Source organism: Pantoea sp. BJFS-204 (genome assembly GCF_049310725.1).
GTDB classification, from domain to species: Bacteria; Pseudomonadota; Gammaproteobacteria; order Enterobacterales; family Enterobacteriaceae; genus Pantoea; species Pantoea agglomerans.
Genome location: NZ_JBMOWE010000001.1, coordinates 1,254,250 through 1,270,011, shown reverse-complemented (window position 1 = coordinate 1,270,011; position 15,762 = coordinate 1,254,250). Strand labels below are relative to the sequence as shown.

16 protein-coding genes are annotated in these 15,762 nt (G+C 56.7%); 4 read left to right on the top strand and 12 right to left on the bottom strand.

Going from position 1 to position 15,762, the window contains the following annotated elements; translation table 11 throughout:
* Positions 1-237: a DUF1656 domain-containing protein gene (locus ACO6VX_RS05820; protein ID WP_010245554.1), complete on the bottom strand. Its 237-nt coding sequence runs from the start codon at positions 235-237 to the stop codon at positions 1-3.
* 150 nt (positions 238-387) lie between these two features.
* Between ACO6VX_RS05820 and slyA the strand changes: the two genes are divergently transcribed.
* Complete coding sequence (slyA, locus tag ACO6VX_RS05815) at positions 388-825, top strand: transcriptional regulator SlyA (protein WP_010245551.1); 438 nt, start codon at positions 388-390, stop codon at positions 823-825.
* A gap of 40 nt (positions 826-865) precedes the next feature.
* Here slyA and slyB read toward each other — a convergent pair whose 3' ends face one another.
* A complete protein-coding gene (gene slyB / locus ACO6VX_RS05810) occupies positions 866-1,333 on the bottom strand; it encodes an outer membrane lipoprotein SlyB (RefSeq protein WP_010245548.1) in 468 nt (155 codons plus the stop codon).
* Positions 1,334-1,615: 282 nt separating this feature from the next.
* Between slyB and anmK the strand changes: the two genes are divergently transcribed.
* Positions 1,616-2,737 carry an anhydro-N-acetylmuramic acid kinase gene (anmK, locus tag ACO6VX_RS05805; RefSeq protein ID WP_033767108.1) on the top strand — a complete coding sequence of 374 codons (1,122 nt, stop codon included), beginning with the start codon at positions 1,616-1,618 and terminating at the stop codon, positions 2,735-2,737.
* Positions 2,738-2,783: 46 nt separating this feature from the next.
* On the opposite strand, the gene ACO6VX_RS05800 is transcribed toward anmK, so the two are convergent.
* From ACO6VX_RS05800 to ACO6VX_RS05790, 3 genes are all read right to left on the bottom strand, one after another.
* On the bottom strand, positions 2,784-3,017 hold the full coding sequence (locus ACO6VX_RS05800; protein ID WP_010245542.1) for a DUF4060 family protein: 234 nt from the start codon (positions 3,015-3,017) through the stop codon (positions 2,784-2,786).
* Between the two features lie 229 nt (positions 3,018-3,246).
* The gene (locus ACO6VX_RS05795; protein ID WP_320503469.1) at positions 3,247-4,458 is read right to left on the bottom strand and encodes a diguanylate phosphodiesterase; all 1,212 of its coding nucleotides are present in this window, start codon (positions 4,456-4,458) and stop codon (positions 3,247-3,249) included.
* 100 nt (positions 4,459-4,558) lie between these two features.
* Complete coding sequence (locus tag ACO6VX_RS05790) at positions 4,559-5,080, bottom strand: GNAT family N-acetyltransferase (RefSeq protein ID WP_404563017.1); 522 nt, start codon at positions 5,078-5,080, stop codon at positions 4,559-4,561.
* 289 nt (positions 5,081-5,369) lie between these two features.
* On the opposite strand from ACO6VX_RS05790, the gene ACO6VX_RS05785 reads away from it, so the two are divergent.
* On the top strand, positions 5,370-5,603 hold the full coding sequence (locus tag ACO6VX_RS05785) for a hypothetical protein (RefSeq protein WP_010670048.1): 234 nt from the start codon (positions 5,370-5,372) through the stop codon (positions 5,601-5,603).
* Positions 5,604-5,754: 151 nt separating this feature from the next.
* On the opposite strand, the gene ACO6VX_RS05780 is transcribed toward ACO6VX_RS05785, so the two are convergent.
* The 3 genes from ACO6VX_RS05780 to ACO6VX_RS05770 are packed head-to-tail and all read right to left on the bottom strand — an operon-like array spanning position 5,755 to position 7,601.
* The gene (locus tag ACO6VX_RS05780) at positions 5,755-6,903 is read right to left on the bottom strand and encodes an MFS transporter (protein ID WP_346450235.1); all 1,149 of its coding nucleotides are present in this window, start codon (positions 6,901-6,903) and stop codon (positions 5,755-5,757) included.
* A complete protein-coding gene (locus ACO6VX_RS05775; protein ID WP_033757510.1) occupies positions 6,900-7,439 on the bottom strand; it encodes a TetR/AcrR family transcriptional regulator in 540 nt (179 codons plus the stop codon). The genes ACO6VX_RS05780 and ACO6VX_RS05775 overlap by 4 nt, the downstream gene beginning before the upstream one ends.
* A 3-nt stretch (positions 7,440-7,442) precedes the next feature.
* On the bottom strand, positions 7,443-7,601 hold the full coding sequence (locus tag ACO6VX_RS05770; RefSeq protein ID WP_022625733.1) for a hypothetical protein: 159 nt from the start codon (positions 7,599-7,601) through the stop codon (positions 7,443-7,445).
* 380 nt (positions 7,602-7,981) lie between these two features.
* Between ACO6VX_RS05770 and ACO6VX_RS05765 the strand changes: the two genes are divergently transcribed.
* Positions 7,982-8,254: a hypothetical protein gene (locus ACO6VX_RS05765; protein WP_010245525.1), complete on the top strand. Its 273-nt coding sequence runs from the start codon at positions 7,982-7,984 to the stop codon at positions 8,252-8,254.
* 114 nt (positions 8,255-8,368) lie between these two features.
* Here ACO6VX_RS05765 and ACO6VX_RS05760 read toward each other — a convergent pair whose 3' ends face one another.
* The 4 genes from ACO6VX_RS05760 to treZ all read right to left on the bottom strand — a co-directional run bounded on the left by ACO6VX_RS05760 (position 8,369) and on the right by treZ (position 15,704).
* Positions 8,369-9,133 (bottom strand): SDR family NAD(P)-dependent oxidoreductase, encoded by a 765-nt coding sequence (locus ACO6VX_RS05760; RefSeq protein ID WP_010245522.1) that lies wholly within the window; start codon positions 9,131-9,133, stop codon positions 8,369-8,371.
* Between the two features lie 126 nt (positions 9,134-9,259).
* The gene (gene glgX / locus ACO6VX_RS05755; protein WP_010245519.1) at positions 9,260-11,335 is read right to left on the bottom strand and encodes a glycogen debranching protein GlgX; all 2,076 of its coding nucleotides are present in this window, start codon (positions 11,333-11,335) and stop codon (positions 9,260-9,262) included.
* A gap of 59 nt (positions 11,336-11,394) precedes the next feature.
* Positions 11,395-13,923, bottom strand: a complete 2,529-nt coding sequence (gene treY / locus ACO6VX_RS05750) for a malto-oligosyltrehalose synthase (RefSeq protein ID WP_422457889.1) — start codon at positions 13,921-13,923, stop codon at positions 11,395-11,397.
* Positions 13,920-15,704 carry a malto-oligosyltrehalose trehalohydrolase gene (gene treZ / locus ACO6VX_RS05745; RefSeq protein ID WP_422457887.1) on the bottom strand — a complete coding sequence of 595 codons (1,785 nt, stop codon included), beginning with the start codon at positions 15,702-15,704 and terminating at the stop codon, positions 13,920-13,922. Before treZ ends, treY begins: the two co-directional genes overlap by 4 nt.
* Positions 15,705-15,762 lie beyond the last annotated feature (58 nt).

Genomic DNA, 15,762 nt, shown 5'->3' with positions numbered 1-15,762 from the left:
TTATCCGTGACCGATGAGCCAGAGTGCGGCGGTAACGCACAGCACAAACAGGGAGAGATCAAACAGGGTGGGATGCCAGACATCGCCGGAGTAGATCCAGCCACGCACCAGAGGGTGGATCAGCAGCCAGAAAAAGAAGCCGAGGATCACCGCTTTGAATATCGGCGGGAAAAACAGTGAGGCACCCACCACCAGATCGGTCAGCGGATTCGCACCTGAAAAAGCAGGAGTGAGCACGTGATAACATCCTTCGTTAACCCAAACGTCAGAGTGAAAGCGCTGCCACGTTATCGTGGCCTGGTCCGGGATTTGTAATTTGTCCTGTAAACTCGCAGAATAGTGTAAAATCTGGCTTGATAGCTAGCAAGCTAATTATAAGGAGATGAAATGGATACGCCCCTCGGAACGGATTTATCTCGCCTGGTGCGCATCTGGCGCGCGTTGATTGATCAGCGGCTGAAGCCGCTTGAGCTGACTCAGACTCACTGGGTGACGTTGCACAATATTCATCAACTGCCGCCCGAACAGTCGCAGATTCAGTTAGCCAAGGCGATTGGTATTGAACAGCCTTCGCTGGTGCGCACGCTGGATCAGCTGGAAGAGAAAGGATTAATCACCCGTTCGACCTGCGCCAACGATCGTCGTGCCAAGCGCATTAAGCTGACGCAGCAGGCCGAGCCGATAATCGAACAGGTTGAGAGTGTGATTGATGAGACGCGGGACGACATTTTGTCCGGCATCAGTCGGGAAGAGATCAGTCAGATGGTGACGCTGATCGCCCGGCTTGAGAAAAACATTCTCGAACTTCAGCATAAAGAGAAATAAAAAAACCGACGCCCAGGCGTCGGTTTTTTGTTTAGCTTCATTAGCGAGGTGAAACCGTCACCTGGCTGCCGTTGGATGCCATCACAACACGCTGGCCAACAGAGTAACGCGTGGCGGCCTGTTTCTGAACCACCATGATGGTGTTGCCATCATCCTTACGGATTTCCAGCTCAACGCCATCGGTTTTATTGACTGCGCCCTGTACGCCCTGGCCTGCTACGCCACCCAGAACCGCACCACCGGCTGTCGCCAGGCTACGTCCGCTGCCGCCACCAATGGTGTTACCCAGGAAGCCACCCAGCACCGCACCACCGATAGCACCGATGACATTGCTCTCATCGCCGCCCTGGATTTTCACCGGACGTACTGAGACTAAGGTACCGTACGAAACGCTCTGCACCTGCTTAGCTTCACTGGCACTGTAGGTATCACCCGACAGCGTACTGGTATTGCTACAACCTGCCAGCATCACACCGGCCAGAGCGACCACAATTACACGCTTAATCATTTGAAACTCCTTTAGTCGAGAAGGTGCCACGTTTACCGCTGTATCCTGCTCACAGTATAAGACACAAACCTGGCAAATTAATCCCTGTCCGAATAAAACACGGCTGGACGAAGCATAGACTATGCAGGATCAACAATAATTCAATCGTGGACTAAAAATAGTCCCATTACGTTATCAGTCAGCACGATTGGATAAAAAGAATTTAATCATAGAATTAGCGATCATTATTTGTCAGGCTAACCGCAGATGAATCGCACTTCCCGCCGGAAGTAAGGAATGGCTATGAAATCAGGACGCTATATTGGGGTAATGTCAGGCACCAGCCTGGATGGAGTGGATGTGGTGCTGGCTGCCATTGATGAAAATATGGTGGCGCAGCAGGCGAGCTACTGCCATCCGATGCCACCAGAACTGCGTCAGGCGATTCTGGCGATATGTCAGGGACAGTCCCTGACGCTGTCGCAGCTCGGCCAGCTTGATACCCGCCTCGGCCAGCTGTTTGCTGAAGCGGTAGTGACATTAATGAAGCGCGAATCGCTTGACGCCAGCGATATCACGGCGATTGGCTGTCATGGTCAGACCGTCTGGCATGAGCCACAGAGTGACGCACCCAATACGCTGCAGATTGGCGATCATAATCAGATCGTGGCGGCCACCGGCGTCACCGTGGTAGGAGATTTCCGCCGCCGTGACATGGCGCTGGGCGGGCAGGGCGCGCCGCTGGTGCCTGCCTTTCATCAGGCGCTGCTGATGGATGCTACGGAACGCCGCATGGTGCTGAATATTGGCGGCATCGCCAATCTCTCGCTGCTGATCCCGGGTCAACCGGTGCGCGGCTTCGATACCGGCCCCGGCAATATGCTACTGGACGCCTGGATCTGGCGTAATCAGGCTCAGCCGTATGACAAAGATGCGCAGTGGGCGCGCAGCGGGTCGGTGATTCCGGCACTGCTGGAGGCGCTGCTACGTGAGCCCTGGTTTGCGTTGCCGCCGCCGAAAAGCACCGGGCGCGAACACTTCAACCTCAGCTGGCTGGAGCAGCATCTGCGCTATTTCCCGGGTCTGGCTGCGCAGGACGTGCAGGCTACGCTGGTCGAGCTGACCGCCATCACCATCACGCAGCAGGTGTTACTCAATGATGGCTGCGACCGTCTGCTGGTGTGTGGCGGCGGCAGCCGCAATCCGCTGCTGATGGCACGACTGGCAGCGCATCTTCCGGGAACGGAAGTAACGACTACCGATGCGGCGGGTGTCAGTGGTGACGATATGGAGGCGCTGGCGTTTGCCTGGCTGGCTTTCCGCACGCTCTCCGGCCTGCCGGGCAATCTGCCTGCGGTAACGGGCGCACGGGAAAAAAGCGTGATTGGCGCAATCTTTCCGGCGAATTCACTCTACCGACGCTAAGCGGGGAGTCGGGGGCAATCTGCCCCCGCAGGATGACAGGTGGCCGTCAGGCGGCGCCGGAGAGATGCGTCAGGTTGCGAACGCCAGTAATCACCGAGGCAACCATGGTTTCACGTCGGGTAATCACCTCAACCTGATAAAACCGGCTGCGGTAGGCGATGGAATAGATAACGGGATGGTACTTATTACCTTCTCCGTAGCGGGAGTAGTGCGCTTCAAGCGCACGGGTCGCTGCGAGAATATGGGAGGGTTCTTTATCACCGCGGATGATTTGCTTCATTCAGTTCCTCAAATGCTGTCCCTGGAGTCACGTCGCACGCATGGCGCGTAGCGCTGGCCTAAACACTGAACATCTGACTGCTAAACATTTAATCACTGACTGGGTAATGACTGACTCTGCCGCGGGAAGATGACAGAAAGATGATCCCCCGGGGCTGTTAACTATTTAGCAGCCACCGGGTGATCCAGCAAGGCAGGAAATCGCAAATTCATCCAAATCGCAGAGGCGGTCAGAGCAGCTCCGGCCAGGCTACGGCCGCAACGCCATTGAGTACAGGTTTTGAGAACAGAAAGCCCTGAAACTGGGTCACGCCTGCCGCTTCAAGCCACATCCACTCTTCCGGCTGTTCAATACCCTCGGCGATAACACCGATCTCCAGCGAGGAGCAGCATTTCAGAATGGCATGAATGATCGCCTGCTTCGGCCCACTTTTATGCACATCAGCGATGATGGTACGGTCGATTTTAATCTTGTCGGGCTGAATGCGCGTCAGCAGCGACAGGCCGGCAAAACCGGCACCGAAATCATCCAGCGCCAGGCTGATGCCGGCCGCCTTCAGCTGCCTGATGGCGGCTTCAAAGGCCTCAGGCTGCGAGATAATTTCATTCTCGGTGAATTCAACCATGATCTGCTCTGGCACCAGTCCCTGCGCAGCAATCTCATCCAGCAAAAACGGGACGGCGTCGGGCACTTCCACCAGCGTCATCGGCAGCAGATTGATCGACAGAGTCATTCCCTCAATCCCCAGCTGCTTCGCCTGGGCGAAGGCGATCTTTTTCGACCTCAGATCGAGCTGATAGAGCTGCTCACGTGACAGTCGGGCAAAATAGTCGAGCGGCGGTTCACCCTGCGGGCCGCGCAGCAGCGCTTCCAGCGAGACGATTTCGCAGGCGAAGGGGTCAACGATCGGCTGAAAAGCAAAGCTGACCTCATCCGCAGCCACCAGCGATGCGTTGCCTTCACGCTGTTCTGACTCGTCACAGATAAACGTCCAGCCGCTGGCGGCCGGGATCTCAAAATAGTTCTCTTTTTCCCGCGCTTCGACAAAGGTGCGCAGGAACTGCAGTGCGCGATCGGCATAGGTCAGCTGATACTTTGTGGTGCACTTTGCCAGCACCGCCTCCAGTACCGTCTCTTTATCATGCAGCCGCAGATCGAACAGCTCCATACCGACGTGGCCAAAACGGCGTGCCGGGGCGTAATCGCGCAGCAGTTCGACCAGATTATGGTGGCGTGGATCCTGGCAAATCCGGCTGTAAACTGCATTGACCGCCGCCTCCGGACCTTCCAGCAGCTGGAAAAAATGCGTGCCATTGAATAATAAAATTCCGGTGACGCTTGAGGATTTATTGATTTTATTCGCTTTCCGCGCCAAACCATTCAGGATCTCAAGCGGCACATGTTCAGTAATGTGGCTGCGATAGATGATTGTCGACAACATAAAGGTTTCCGGAATTTTTTATTTTTTGTTATGGCACCTTACCAGAAGCTTCTTCCGGGGAAAACGAGGGCCAGTACGTCTTTCTCACTCTGACTCTGTTTTAATCAACCGGCAGCGTGGTATTGCCCGTTCCCAGAGAGCGCTGCATAAAAACGGTATCCAGCCAGCGACCCTGTTTAAAACCTACCGAGCGCAGGATACCTGTCATCTCAAAGCCTGCGGCGCGATGTACGGCAATCGAGCCCTGGTTCTCGCTGTCGCCGACGTTGGCGATCAACTGGCGGAACCCTGCCTGCTCAGCCCAGCGGATTACATGGTTTAACAGGCGCGAACCGGCTCCGCGCTTCTGAAATCCGGGATCGATATAAATTGAGTCCTCCAGCGTATGCCGGTAGGCATGGCGCGGGCGATAAGGCGTCAGATAGCAGAACCCACGTACTTCTCCGTCGCTGACAGCGATAAACCACGGCAGGCCCGCCTGCTGAATCTTCTGCATCCGCTCGCCAATCTCTGCCGCGTCGGGCGGCACTGTCTCAAATGAGCCGGTGCCGTTAAGGACATGCCAGGCGTAGATCTGCTGAATCGCCGTGATGTGGCGTTCATCTGCCTCAAAAATTTCCATTATGCGGTTTTGCCCCGAAAGTCTGCACCTGGTGGAAAAACAACGGTATAGCGGGCGATGTGAGGGCGCAATATAAATATTACGCGCTTATGAAATTTTATGAGTGCGTTGTTCGGCAGGATTATTCCTGGCAGGAAGCAGATAAAAAATCACGTCGGTTTAGTGCCACTACTGAATGGTAATTAAGCCTATTCTGAAAACAGCGTCAGCCGGATGATCCGGGCCGGCATTAAGGCTATTATCTTCGCGGTTCTGATGGGGTTGATTTATTAACTGGAGGCGCAGCGTGATGCGATTTGTTGATTTTCTGAATAGTAAGCAGGGGCTGCGTGCAGCAAGAAATCACTGCTTTGAATTAAATGGTGTGGTACTGGGCCATTTTACTGCGTTATTCCTGCATGATAACCAGATTATTTTTACCAAAGATGGTAAGCAGTGTGCTGTGCCTTATTATCTGGGTCCCGAAGAAGATTTACTTCAGCAGAAAATAAATCCACGCATTAAAAATATCCGCGCGATCTGAACGGACGCCGCGATGAGTTTATCGCTTCAGCCATAACACCTGCGTAATATTTCCTCATTCCCCGGGCGATAATATTGGCACTGTCTGGTAAATAGCATCGACGCTATTTCTAACTTCCCTGTTTTCTGCCAACCCATTCGTTTACGCCTGCTTATTTAGCCGACTCGCTGCTGTTCTGCGCGGGTGCAATAAACAGCAACAGCAGGGCGCTGACCGCAAACAGCGTCAATGCCGTACTGGCACCCAAAGAGGCGTAGAGCTGACCAAACAGCAGCGATCCCGCTACCTGGCCCACCGCCAGCATAAAAAACAGGATGCCGACGCCGGTCGCCGGATCTTCAGCAGTGGCGCGTGCGCCCCACACCAGCAGCACGCCCGATAGCGTGACGTAACCTGCGCCACAGCAGGCAACCGCGATCGCTAAGCCGGTGGATTCGCCCCGACTCCAGGCCAGCACCAGCAGTGGCACTGCCATCCCGCACAGTGAGAGCCGGTATACACCCTTCAGCCCGATACGGGCAGCGACCGGGCCGGTTGCCGCACCCACGATGCCTGCGCCTCCGGCAATCAGCCAGAGTAAGCGGGCGGTCTCCTCATCAACACCGACATGCTGTCGCAGCAGCGCTGACCCAAAGCTCCACCAGGCAGCACTGACCAGACCCGAAATCAACGCAATACTCATCAGACGATGCATGGAGCGGCGATACAGCCGCTGGTGCCAGTGACGCACTCTGGTGGGGCGACTGGCGGCGTGACCTGATAACACGCGCATCACCGGCAGTACACAGGCCAGCGACAGCAAAGCGAACAGCAGACAGGCGGCACGCCAGCCGCCGGGCAGAACGCTCAGGATGACTACCGTCAGGATAATGCCCGCGCTGGTGCCGGCATTGATCAGGGTATTGATGCGCGGCTGACCCACAGCAGGGATTCGATCGCTGACCGCCGCCGCCAGGGCAGGTGAAGCCAGACCGGCACTCAATCCGGCAATAAAGAGTCCGGCCGCCAGCAGCAACGTTGATGAGGCACAGGCAAGCAGCAGCAGACCCGCCGTCGCACTGAGTGAGGCCAGCAGCGCCGTCAGCCGGGTGCCATAGCGATCCGCCAGCGCGGCTGCGGTAAGAATGGTGAGGCAATATGCCACAAAGCTGCAGGCTGACAGCATACCCGCCTGCTGCGGGTTGAAGGGGATCTCCGCTGAGATAGCGGGCAGCATCAATCCCCATGAGAAGCGCGCCATGCCATAGGTCACGGCGATCAGGCTGAAGCCGGTCAGCGCCAGCGCGATGGGCGATCTCATCCTGTCGCCCTGTTCTGAAGTAACTGACTGACGACCTGCGCCGCCTGTTGAGCAGCGGCAGGACCGGTAATCAGCGCCGTGGTAATGGCACCCTCAAAGAGTATCCAGATAGCATCACTCAGCGACTTATCTTCAGCACCGCGCAGATGCGTCACACAATGGGTGATATAAGCCCGCATCGTGGCCCGGAAGGCTAGCGCCTGAGCGGCCAGTTCACTGTCCCGCTCGGCATACTCTCCCCAGGCTTTAAGAAAGAAGCAGCCACGGGCACCGTTCGCTGCCGTCCACTCGCCCAGCACCCTGAACAGATGCGCTATCGCATCAGGCTGTTGCGGTGGCAGCAGATCGGCCATAAAGCGCTGCTCGCGCGCGTCGAGTACCGCTGCGGTCAGCGCTTCGCGTGAGGCGAAGTGATGATAGAGCGTGCGGGTAGAGACGCCCGCTTCGCGACAGATATTGTCGGTGCTGGTGGCGTGGAAACCGTGGGTGTAGAAGAGCCGCTCGGCGGCCTGGATGATATCGTTTCTCTTTTTCATGCTTTAAAAGTAAACCGATCGTTTTACTTTTTCAAGCCGGTCGCTGTTAATTACGCCCGCTGGTATTGATAAATCCCTGATGCCAGGGGAGCTGGCGTTCCGCTTAAAGGCACGCTGTGCACCACTTTCACTCTTATTCAGGTTCAGTTTATCAATACTCATAAATACCCCTGCGGGGATGATATTTTTCAGCTTCTGCTCTAATCATATCTGAGTAGCGCGTCACCCCTGGCGCGCAGGTTGATTTTATAAGGTATTGTTTTTAAGGTATTGTTTTTATTTTTGCTTTTTTAATGATGCATTAGCAGTATAAATGTAAGCGGGGCGACAGTGAGGGTGAGGGCGTTACAGCGCGTGGAATGCCTGAAGCGACATAAGCAATGAAAAAGGGCATATTCTCAAAGTCAGCCAGACTCACGCAATAAAGTGGTTTTAGGGATAATTCTCAGTTAGTTTAATAAAGCTTCAGATTACAAAAAAAACCTCTTACGAATTTTGGTTCGTTTTTTAAGATACATACAGCAACTATCAGGATGACTACCATGCTCAAAGCCAGCTACTATTATCTGTGCCCGCGTCCCATGGGTGGATGGATTTTACACAAAGAAGGTTGCGTTAATCTGTCAAAGAACGATAAACGCGTTTTTATTGGTTCGCTTTATACCCGCCAGCAGGCGCTGGCCGTGGCGAAAGTCCATCACGCTAATGCCATACTCTGTAATGCCTGCCTGAGCACTTTTATTTGCCCGACCAGCAGCACGGCAATTAAACCGGCACGCGCGGCAACGCCAACCCGCCATACGCCAAAACATTAATTTGTATGCAGGCAGTTATTGTTCTGCTGTGGCAGAAGGATAATAAAGGGAATTAATGCTGCGGGCCGGTTAGAATAAAAAAAGGCAGCGTAAAGACGCTGCCCTGTTCTTTATTTAAGCCTGTTTAGGCTGGCCATTTGAAGCGGTAATTCCGCCATCAACCGGCAGATTAACGCCGGTAATATAACTGGCTTCATCGCTGGCAATAAAGAGAATGGCACGGGCGATATCATCCGCTTCACCGGCCCGGCGCAGTGGAATACGGTCGTAAAAGCGCTCCAGCAGCGCCTGATCCTGTTTGGCATCTTCGGTCAGATCGGTAAAGGTAAAGCCGGGACAGATTGCATTGACTCGTACGCCATCTGCGCCGTAGTCCATCGCCAGCGCACGGGTGAAGTTGGTAATCGCCCCTTTAGCCGCGTTGTAGATGCTCATGCCCCAGTCGCCGCCTAAACCGGAAACGGAAGAGATGTTAACCACGTTGCCTTTGCTCTTTAACAGGGCAGGCATGAAATAGTGTACGCCGTGGAAAACCCCATCAAGGTCAGTTTTCATCAGGGTTTTCCATGCGTCGAGGTCGACTTCATGAATGCGGCCCTGCACGATGACGCCGGCATTATTTACCAGCACGTCAACACGGCCATACTTCTTCAGCACGGTTTCTGACAGCTGTTTAACCTGTGCGGCTTCTGAGACGTCGCAGGCAGCCACCAGGTGATCGCCTGGCGTCATGTCGGCCAGCGTCTCTTCCAGTTTCTGCGCGGTACGGCCCACCAGCACCACTGATGCACCCTCTTCAGCGAAGCGTTTTGCGCTGGCTTCGCCAATGCCGGATCCGGCACCTGTCACAACCACAACTTTCTGCGTAAATCTGGACATTATGCCTCCTTTTCAGCATCAATTCTCACTGTTAACAACCGGTTAAGCCTGGCAGCGATCGCCAGAAACACAAGCGCAGCGCGAAATGCGCTGCGCCAGATGACTGCTTTTTAATCGGGTCAGCGGCTATGGACGTCTGAACAGGGCGAAGCTGCGTCCTTCCAGTTCGAAATCCTTCTCCTTGGTGATCACCAGACCGCGCTTCGCGGTGTCGCTGGTGGTCAGTTCCAGCACCCAGCCGCCTTCACCAAACTGCGGGATCTGGAACGGTACATTGCCTTCAAACGGATTGAACAGCATCAGGACGTCGTGCCAGATGCCTTCCTCGGTCTGGAGGTCCGGTCGGCCGATATAAACCCCCAGCGTTGAGCCTTCGTCCCACTGCTCAGCCTGCTGGAAGCCGCCACCGGCGTTAAACCATTTGATATCCATGCCATCACGCCAGTTTTCACGGCGCAGTAACGGCTGCTGAGCACGTAACGTCAGGATCTGGCGGGTGAACTCGCGCAGCGCCTCGGCAGATTCCGGCAGGTTATCCCAGTGTACCCAGGAGATTTCGCTGTCCTGGCAGTAGCCATTGTTGTTGCCCATCTGGCTGCGGCCAAACTCGTCGCCCGCCAGCAGCATTGGCGTACCGTGTGAGAAGATCAGCGTGGCGAGGAAGTTGCGCTTCTGACGCTCGCGCACCGCGTTGATGCCTTCATCATCGGTCGGGCCTTCAACTCCGTAGTTGTAAGAGCGGTTGTCGTTGTGACCGTCGTTGTTGTCTTCGCCATTCTCCGCGTTATGTTTGTCGTTGTACGACACCAGATCGTTGAGGGTGAAGCCATCGTGCGCGGTGATAAAGTTGACGCTGGCCCATGGACGACGACCATGCTGATCGTAGAGATCGCCGGAACCCAGCAGGCGGGCAGCAAAGTCTGTGGAGACGTTGTTGCCTTTCCAGTAGTCACGCACCGTATCGCGATACTGATCGTTCCATTCTGCCCAGCCTGGCGGGAAGCTGCCCACCTGATAGCCGCCCGGACCGATATCCCAGGGTTCACCGATCAGCTTTTTCTGCGACAGGACCGGGTCCTGCATGATGGCATCGAAGAAGCCGCCGCGCGGGTCAAAACCATCAGGCTCGCGACCGAGAATGGTACCCAGATCGAAACGGAAGCCGTCGATATGCATTGATTCTGACCAGTAACGCAGCGAATCGAGCACCATCTGCAGCACACGCGGATGCGAGGTGTTGACGGTGTTACCGGTACCGGTGTCGTTGATGTAATAGCGATGCTGGTCTGGCAACGTACGGTAATAGGAGAAGTTATCGATGCCTTTAAACGACAGCGTTGGCCCCAGCTCATTCCCCTCGGCGGTGTGGTTGTAAACCACGTCGAGGATCACCTCAATACCGGCATCATGGAAGGCTCGCACCATGTCACGGAAGCCCTGAATGCCGCGCGGCCCGAAGTAGCGGGTGGCGGGGGCAAAGAAGTTCAGCGTGTTATATCCCCAGAAGTTTTTCAGCCCTTTATCCAGCAGGTGCTGGTCATCCGGGAACCAGTGTACCGGCAGCAGTTCGACCGAGGTAATGCCCAGGCTTTTGATGTAGTCGACAGTCGATTTGTGGCTCATGCCGTCAAAGGTGCCACGCATTTCAGGTGGCAGGGCGGTGTTGAGCTGCGTGAAGCCCTTAACGTGGGTTTCATAGATGACGGTTTTCGGCCACGGCACATTCGGGCGGTTTTTATCCTGCCAGTCGAATTCGTTGGGATCGATCACCCGGCACTTTGGCGTAAACGGCGCGCTGTCGCGGCTGTCGAAGGTCAGATCTTTATCGTCATGATAGAGATCGTAAGCGAAGTGCGCCTCGTTCCACGCGATGTCTCCCGCCAGTTCACGGGCGTAGGGATCGAGCAGCAGCTTGTTCGGGTTAAAGCGATGACCATTTTCCGGGTCATAAGGGCCATAAACGCGATAGCCATAGAGCGCGCCGGGCTGCAGGCCCGGAATATAGCCGTGCCATACTTCATGGGTATATTCCGGCAGCTCCAGACGGGCAATTTCCGTTTTACCGCTGGGATCGTACAGACAGAGTTCAACCCGCTCGGCGTGGGCGCTGAACAGGGCGAAGTTCACGCCCTGACCATCAAAGTTGGCCCCCAGTAAATGGCTGTATCCCGCCGTAATTTCAAAACGCTGACTGTTTGACATTTATGCCTCGTTATTCAATGAACAGATTGACGCGTAATAAAAAAAGTTCTTTCCGGAATTCACTGTGCCACCAGCACGGCACACCACTGCGATGCCAGCCCGGTAAGCGGCAACTGGTCGCCCGCAGCCACCGTTTTACCGGTCAGCACATCCTGGTAGCGGCGCTGGCCCAGTGCGGTGGGCAGCGCAATGACCGTGTCAGCCCAGCGCGCAGCGGGCGGCTGGTCGAGATTCGCCGGCAACTGGTTAAAGACCCGGCGTGACACAACCACTATCACCGCCTGATCCTGTCCGGTGCGGGCAAAGGCCAGCACATTATTCTGCTGCTCGCCCTCTGCCGACAGTGCCAGATAGTCACCGTGGCGGAACAGGGCAGGCTGCTGCTGACGCAGCGTCAGCAGCTTCACAATCGCCTGCTGATTGACCTGACCGCGCAGCCAGTGCGCCTCGCTGCCGTCGTGCTGTGGCGCGTTAAGCATCGCCGCCAGCGCGTCGAAATCGGGTTCGCGGCGGTTATCGGGATCGACCAGGCTGAAGTCCAGCGCCTCGCTGCCCTGATAAATATCGGGTACGCCAGGCGCCGTAAGCTTCACCACAGTCTGGGTCAGACTGTTGACCAGACCGGCACGCATAAAGGGTTGCAGCGACTGGCAGAAATCATTGAGGAAGGTGCTGCTGGCGGGCGCAAGCAGGTGACGGGCATAGTCCAGCACTGCCTCCTCATAGGCGTCGTTGTTGTCGGCCCAGTCGGTACGCAGCTTGGCTTCACGCAGCGCTTTTTCCACATAGACCACAAAGCGGGCTTCCAGCGCCGCCAGACCTTCCGCATCCTGCGGCTGCAGGGTGGTTGGCCAGACGCCCGCCAGCGCTTCATACAGCATCCACTCCACGGCCGGTTCGGGTGCCGGACCATCTTTCAGGCGTACGACCTGATCGTGGTTCATCTCCCGCCAGCGGTTGACGCAATCCGCCCAGCGTTGCGGCGCTTCGGTAAGGGTATAGAGTCGCGCACGCGCATCTTCACCGCGCTTGGTGTCGTGCGTGGAAGTGCCCGACAGCGCATCGGGCTGATGTTCGCGCCGCGCCTGCATTTCAGCGTGAAACTGATCCAGCGAGAAGTGGCGCGCCAGCGGTTCAGCGCCGACTTCATTCAGCGCCAGCGCCATGTGCTGACGGAAGAAGAGGGTATCTTCCACCGATTTCGCCATCAGCGGTCCGGTCAGCTGCTGGAAGCGGGTGCGGAATTGCGTGGCATCGTCGCGAGCGGAGTCGGCAACCTCTGCGCGCAGAATATGGGTCAGGAAATCAAGCGCCTGACTGTCGGGCGCATGGGCACTGGCTTTCACCTCGCTGACCACCTGTTGCAACAGCGCGGTGTCGGCTGGCGTCAGGCCCTGCGGCGTACCGTAGGTGCGATAGACCGGGAACGCCACCAGCAGTTCACGCAGCGCATTCTTCAGTTCCGCTTCCGGCTGTGGCGTGCCTTCTGCGTCGGCAATCTTCAGTGCCAGCTGCAGTAACCGGTTAAATTCACCGGCAAAATTGCGGTTTGCCATCAGCAGTTTGGCGGCGCGTAGCTCCGCTTTCATATCAACGGTTTTACCGATGACGGCCTGATACGCTTTGCGCAGTCCGCTCAGCTGATCGCTGTCGACCAGCAGATTGGCGAGTGCGGCCATAAATTCATATCCGGTGGTGCCGGAAACCGGCCATGCATCAGGCAGCTGTTCATTGTCACCCAGGATTTTCTCCACGGTGAGATAGCAGTCGGGACCGGCAGCCTGGCGTAACTGTTCCAGATAGCCGTGCGGATCGGCCAGGCCATCCACGTGGTCGACGCGTAAGCCCTGCACCGCACCGCTGTGAACCAGTTCCAGGATCAGCTGATGCGCGGCATCGAAGACCGTTTTGTCTTCCACGCGCACGCCTACCAGACCGGTGACTTCAAAGAAGCGACGGTAGGAGAGATCGTTGGGCGCATCGCGCCACGACATCAGCCGCCACGGCTGCTGGTCATGCAGCTCAGCAATCTCCGCCGCGTCGCGGAGGGCGAGTACCGCTTCTTCCCGATCCTGCCAGGTATCAGGTGCCAGTGGATAGAAATTGTCGAAGTAGGCCAGCGCCGGTTTGCCGGTCTGCGGATCGCGCTTCACGCTGATCTCGCCGTTGGCCAGCACCGCCTCAAAGGTGTCACCGAGGAACGGCAGCGTCAGGCGGCGTGACCAGTCGATATCGAAGTAATGCGCATAGCGGCTCTTTTCGCCATGCTCAATGACGTCGCGCCACCACGGGTTCTCCAGCGAGGCGGCCATATGGTTAGGCACGATGTCGAGGATCAGTCCCAGCCCGGCCGCTTTCAGCGCAGCAGCCATGCGATCAAATCCTTCACGGCCGCCAATCGACGGCTCGATCTGGTTAACGTCGGTCACGTCATAGCCGTGGGTCGATTCAGCAGTAGCGCTGAAGATCGGTGACGCGTAAAGATGGCTGATACCCAGCTGTTTCAGGTAGGGCACCAGCGCCGCCGCACGGTCAAACGTCATGCCGTTGCGGAACTGAATGCGGTACGTTGCGGTTGGAATATTCATTCTGCTTCTCTCTTAGCCAGGCGAACCACGATAGCGTTGGGAATCAGTTCGCTGGCGGCCTGCGGCCAGGCAAACAGCGTTTCGCCGGGCAGATCGGGGATCGGCTGTGTGCTGTTGCCGACGTTCAGCGCCAGTGACAGCGTGCCCTGCGGGAAGTCCCAGCGCACCGCGAGTAAACCTTCCGCCGTTTTCACCACCTGACCGGCATCGCCACCGGCGGTCTGCAGCAGCGGCACGATATGTTGCTGACGCAGGGCCAGCAGCTGACGCGTCAGCGCCAGCCACTGCTGACCTTCCGGCGTTTCTGTTCGCTGCCAGTTAAGCTTCGACTGTTCAAAGGTGGTGACATCGTTGGGATCCGGCACAGTTTCGCCGTGACCGGCATGGCCTTCAAACTCTCTTGCGCGACCTTCACGCACCGCTTTGGCCAGATCGCCGTGGAAATCGGTGAAGAACAGGAACGGCCGGGTTTCGCCATACTCTTCACCCATAAACAGCAGCGGAATATGAGGCGAGACCAGTAACATCGCCAGCAGCACCTGGGTGCGCTCTGCGCCGGCCAGGCTGATGAGCCTTTCGCCCTGCGCACGGTTGCCCGTCTGGTCATGGTTCTGGATGAAGTCGACAAAGGCGACCGGCGGCTGGCTGCTGCTTTTCACGCCGCGTGGCTCGCCCGACTGCGGCGAGACTTCGCCCTGATAGACAAAGCCTTCTGCCAGCGCCCGCGCTACCCGCTGTTCCGGCTGGTCGGCGAAATCCTGGTAATAGGCGTGGCTTTCACCGGTTGCCAGCACATGCACGGCGTTGTGGAAGTCATCGTTCCATTCGCCGGTAAACAGCGGAGCGTCCCCGTTTTCGTCACGCGGATGCAGGAAGGTGACGTTACGGCAATCTTCGGTAGTCAGATGAATAGGGCGGTCGGTAATCGTGGCGCGGATGCGCTCAGCAATGTCAATCAGCACATGCTTGTCGCTGGGATCGTCAATCTGATCGATGGCGTCAAAGCGCAGGCCATCCAGATTAAACTCCTGCAGCCAGTAGAGCGGCGCTTCCACGATATAGCGGCGCACCGCATCAACGTCATAGGCGATACCGGCGCCCCACGGCGTCTGGCGCTCTTTGTGGAAGAAGTCTGGTGAGAGCAGCGGCAGATAGTTGCCCTCCGGGCCGAAGTGGTTCAGCACGATATCCAGCACTACCGACAGACCGTGGCCGTGTGCTGCGTCAATAAAGGCTTTAAAATCATCGGGTGTACCGTAGGCGGCATGCGGTGCATAGAGCAGCACGCCATCGTAGCCCCAGCCGCGATTACCGCCGAACTGCGACACCGGCAGCACTTCAATCATGGTAATGCCGGTTTCAGCCAGCGTTGGCAGCTTCTCAATCGCCGCCCGGAAGGTGCCCTCAGGCGTAAAGGTGCCGATGTGCAGTTCATAGACCACCGACTCCTGCCATGGACGACCCTTCCAGCTCGTGTTCTGCCACTGATAAGCGTCAGGATCGATCACCAGCGACGGGCCATTGACCTCTGCTTTCTGAGCGCGGGCGGCGGGATCGGGCACCGCTGTACCATCGGCCAGCACATAATCATATTCGGCATTGGCTGCCACACCAGCGACCTGAGTTTCAAACCAGCCGTCAGCCTGCGGCGTCATCTCAATGTCTTTACCGGAGAGCCGCAGCGTCACGCGTTGCTGACCGGTTGCCCAGAGGCGGAAACGCACCTCGTCGCTGGCAACCCGTTCAGCGCCCCAACTTTTAAAAAAAGATTTGGATTCCATTCAGTTGCCTCATTTAGCCTGGAAATGCGCGATGGTGGCCACCGCACGAAAAGGATGT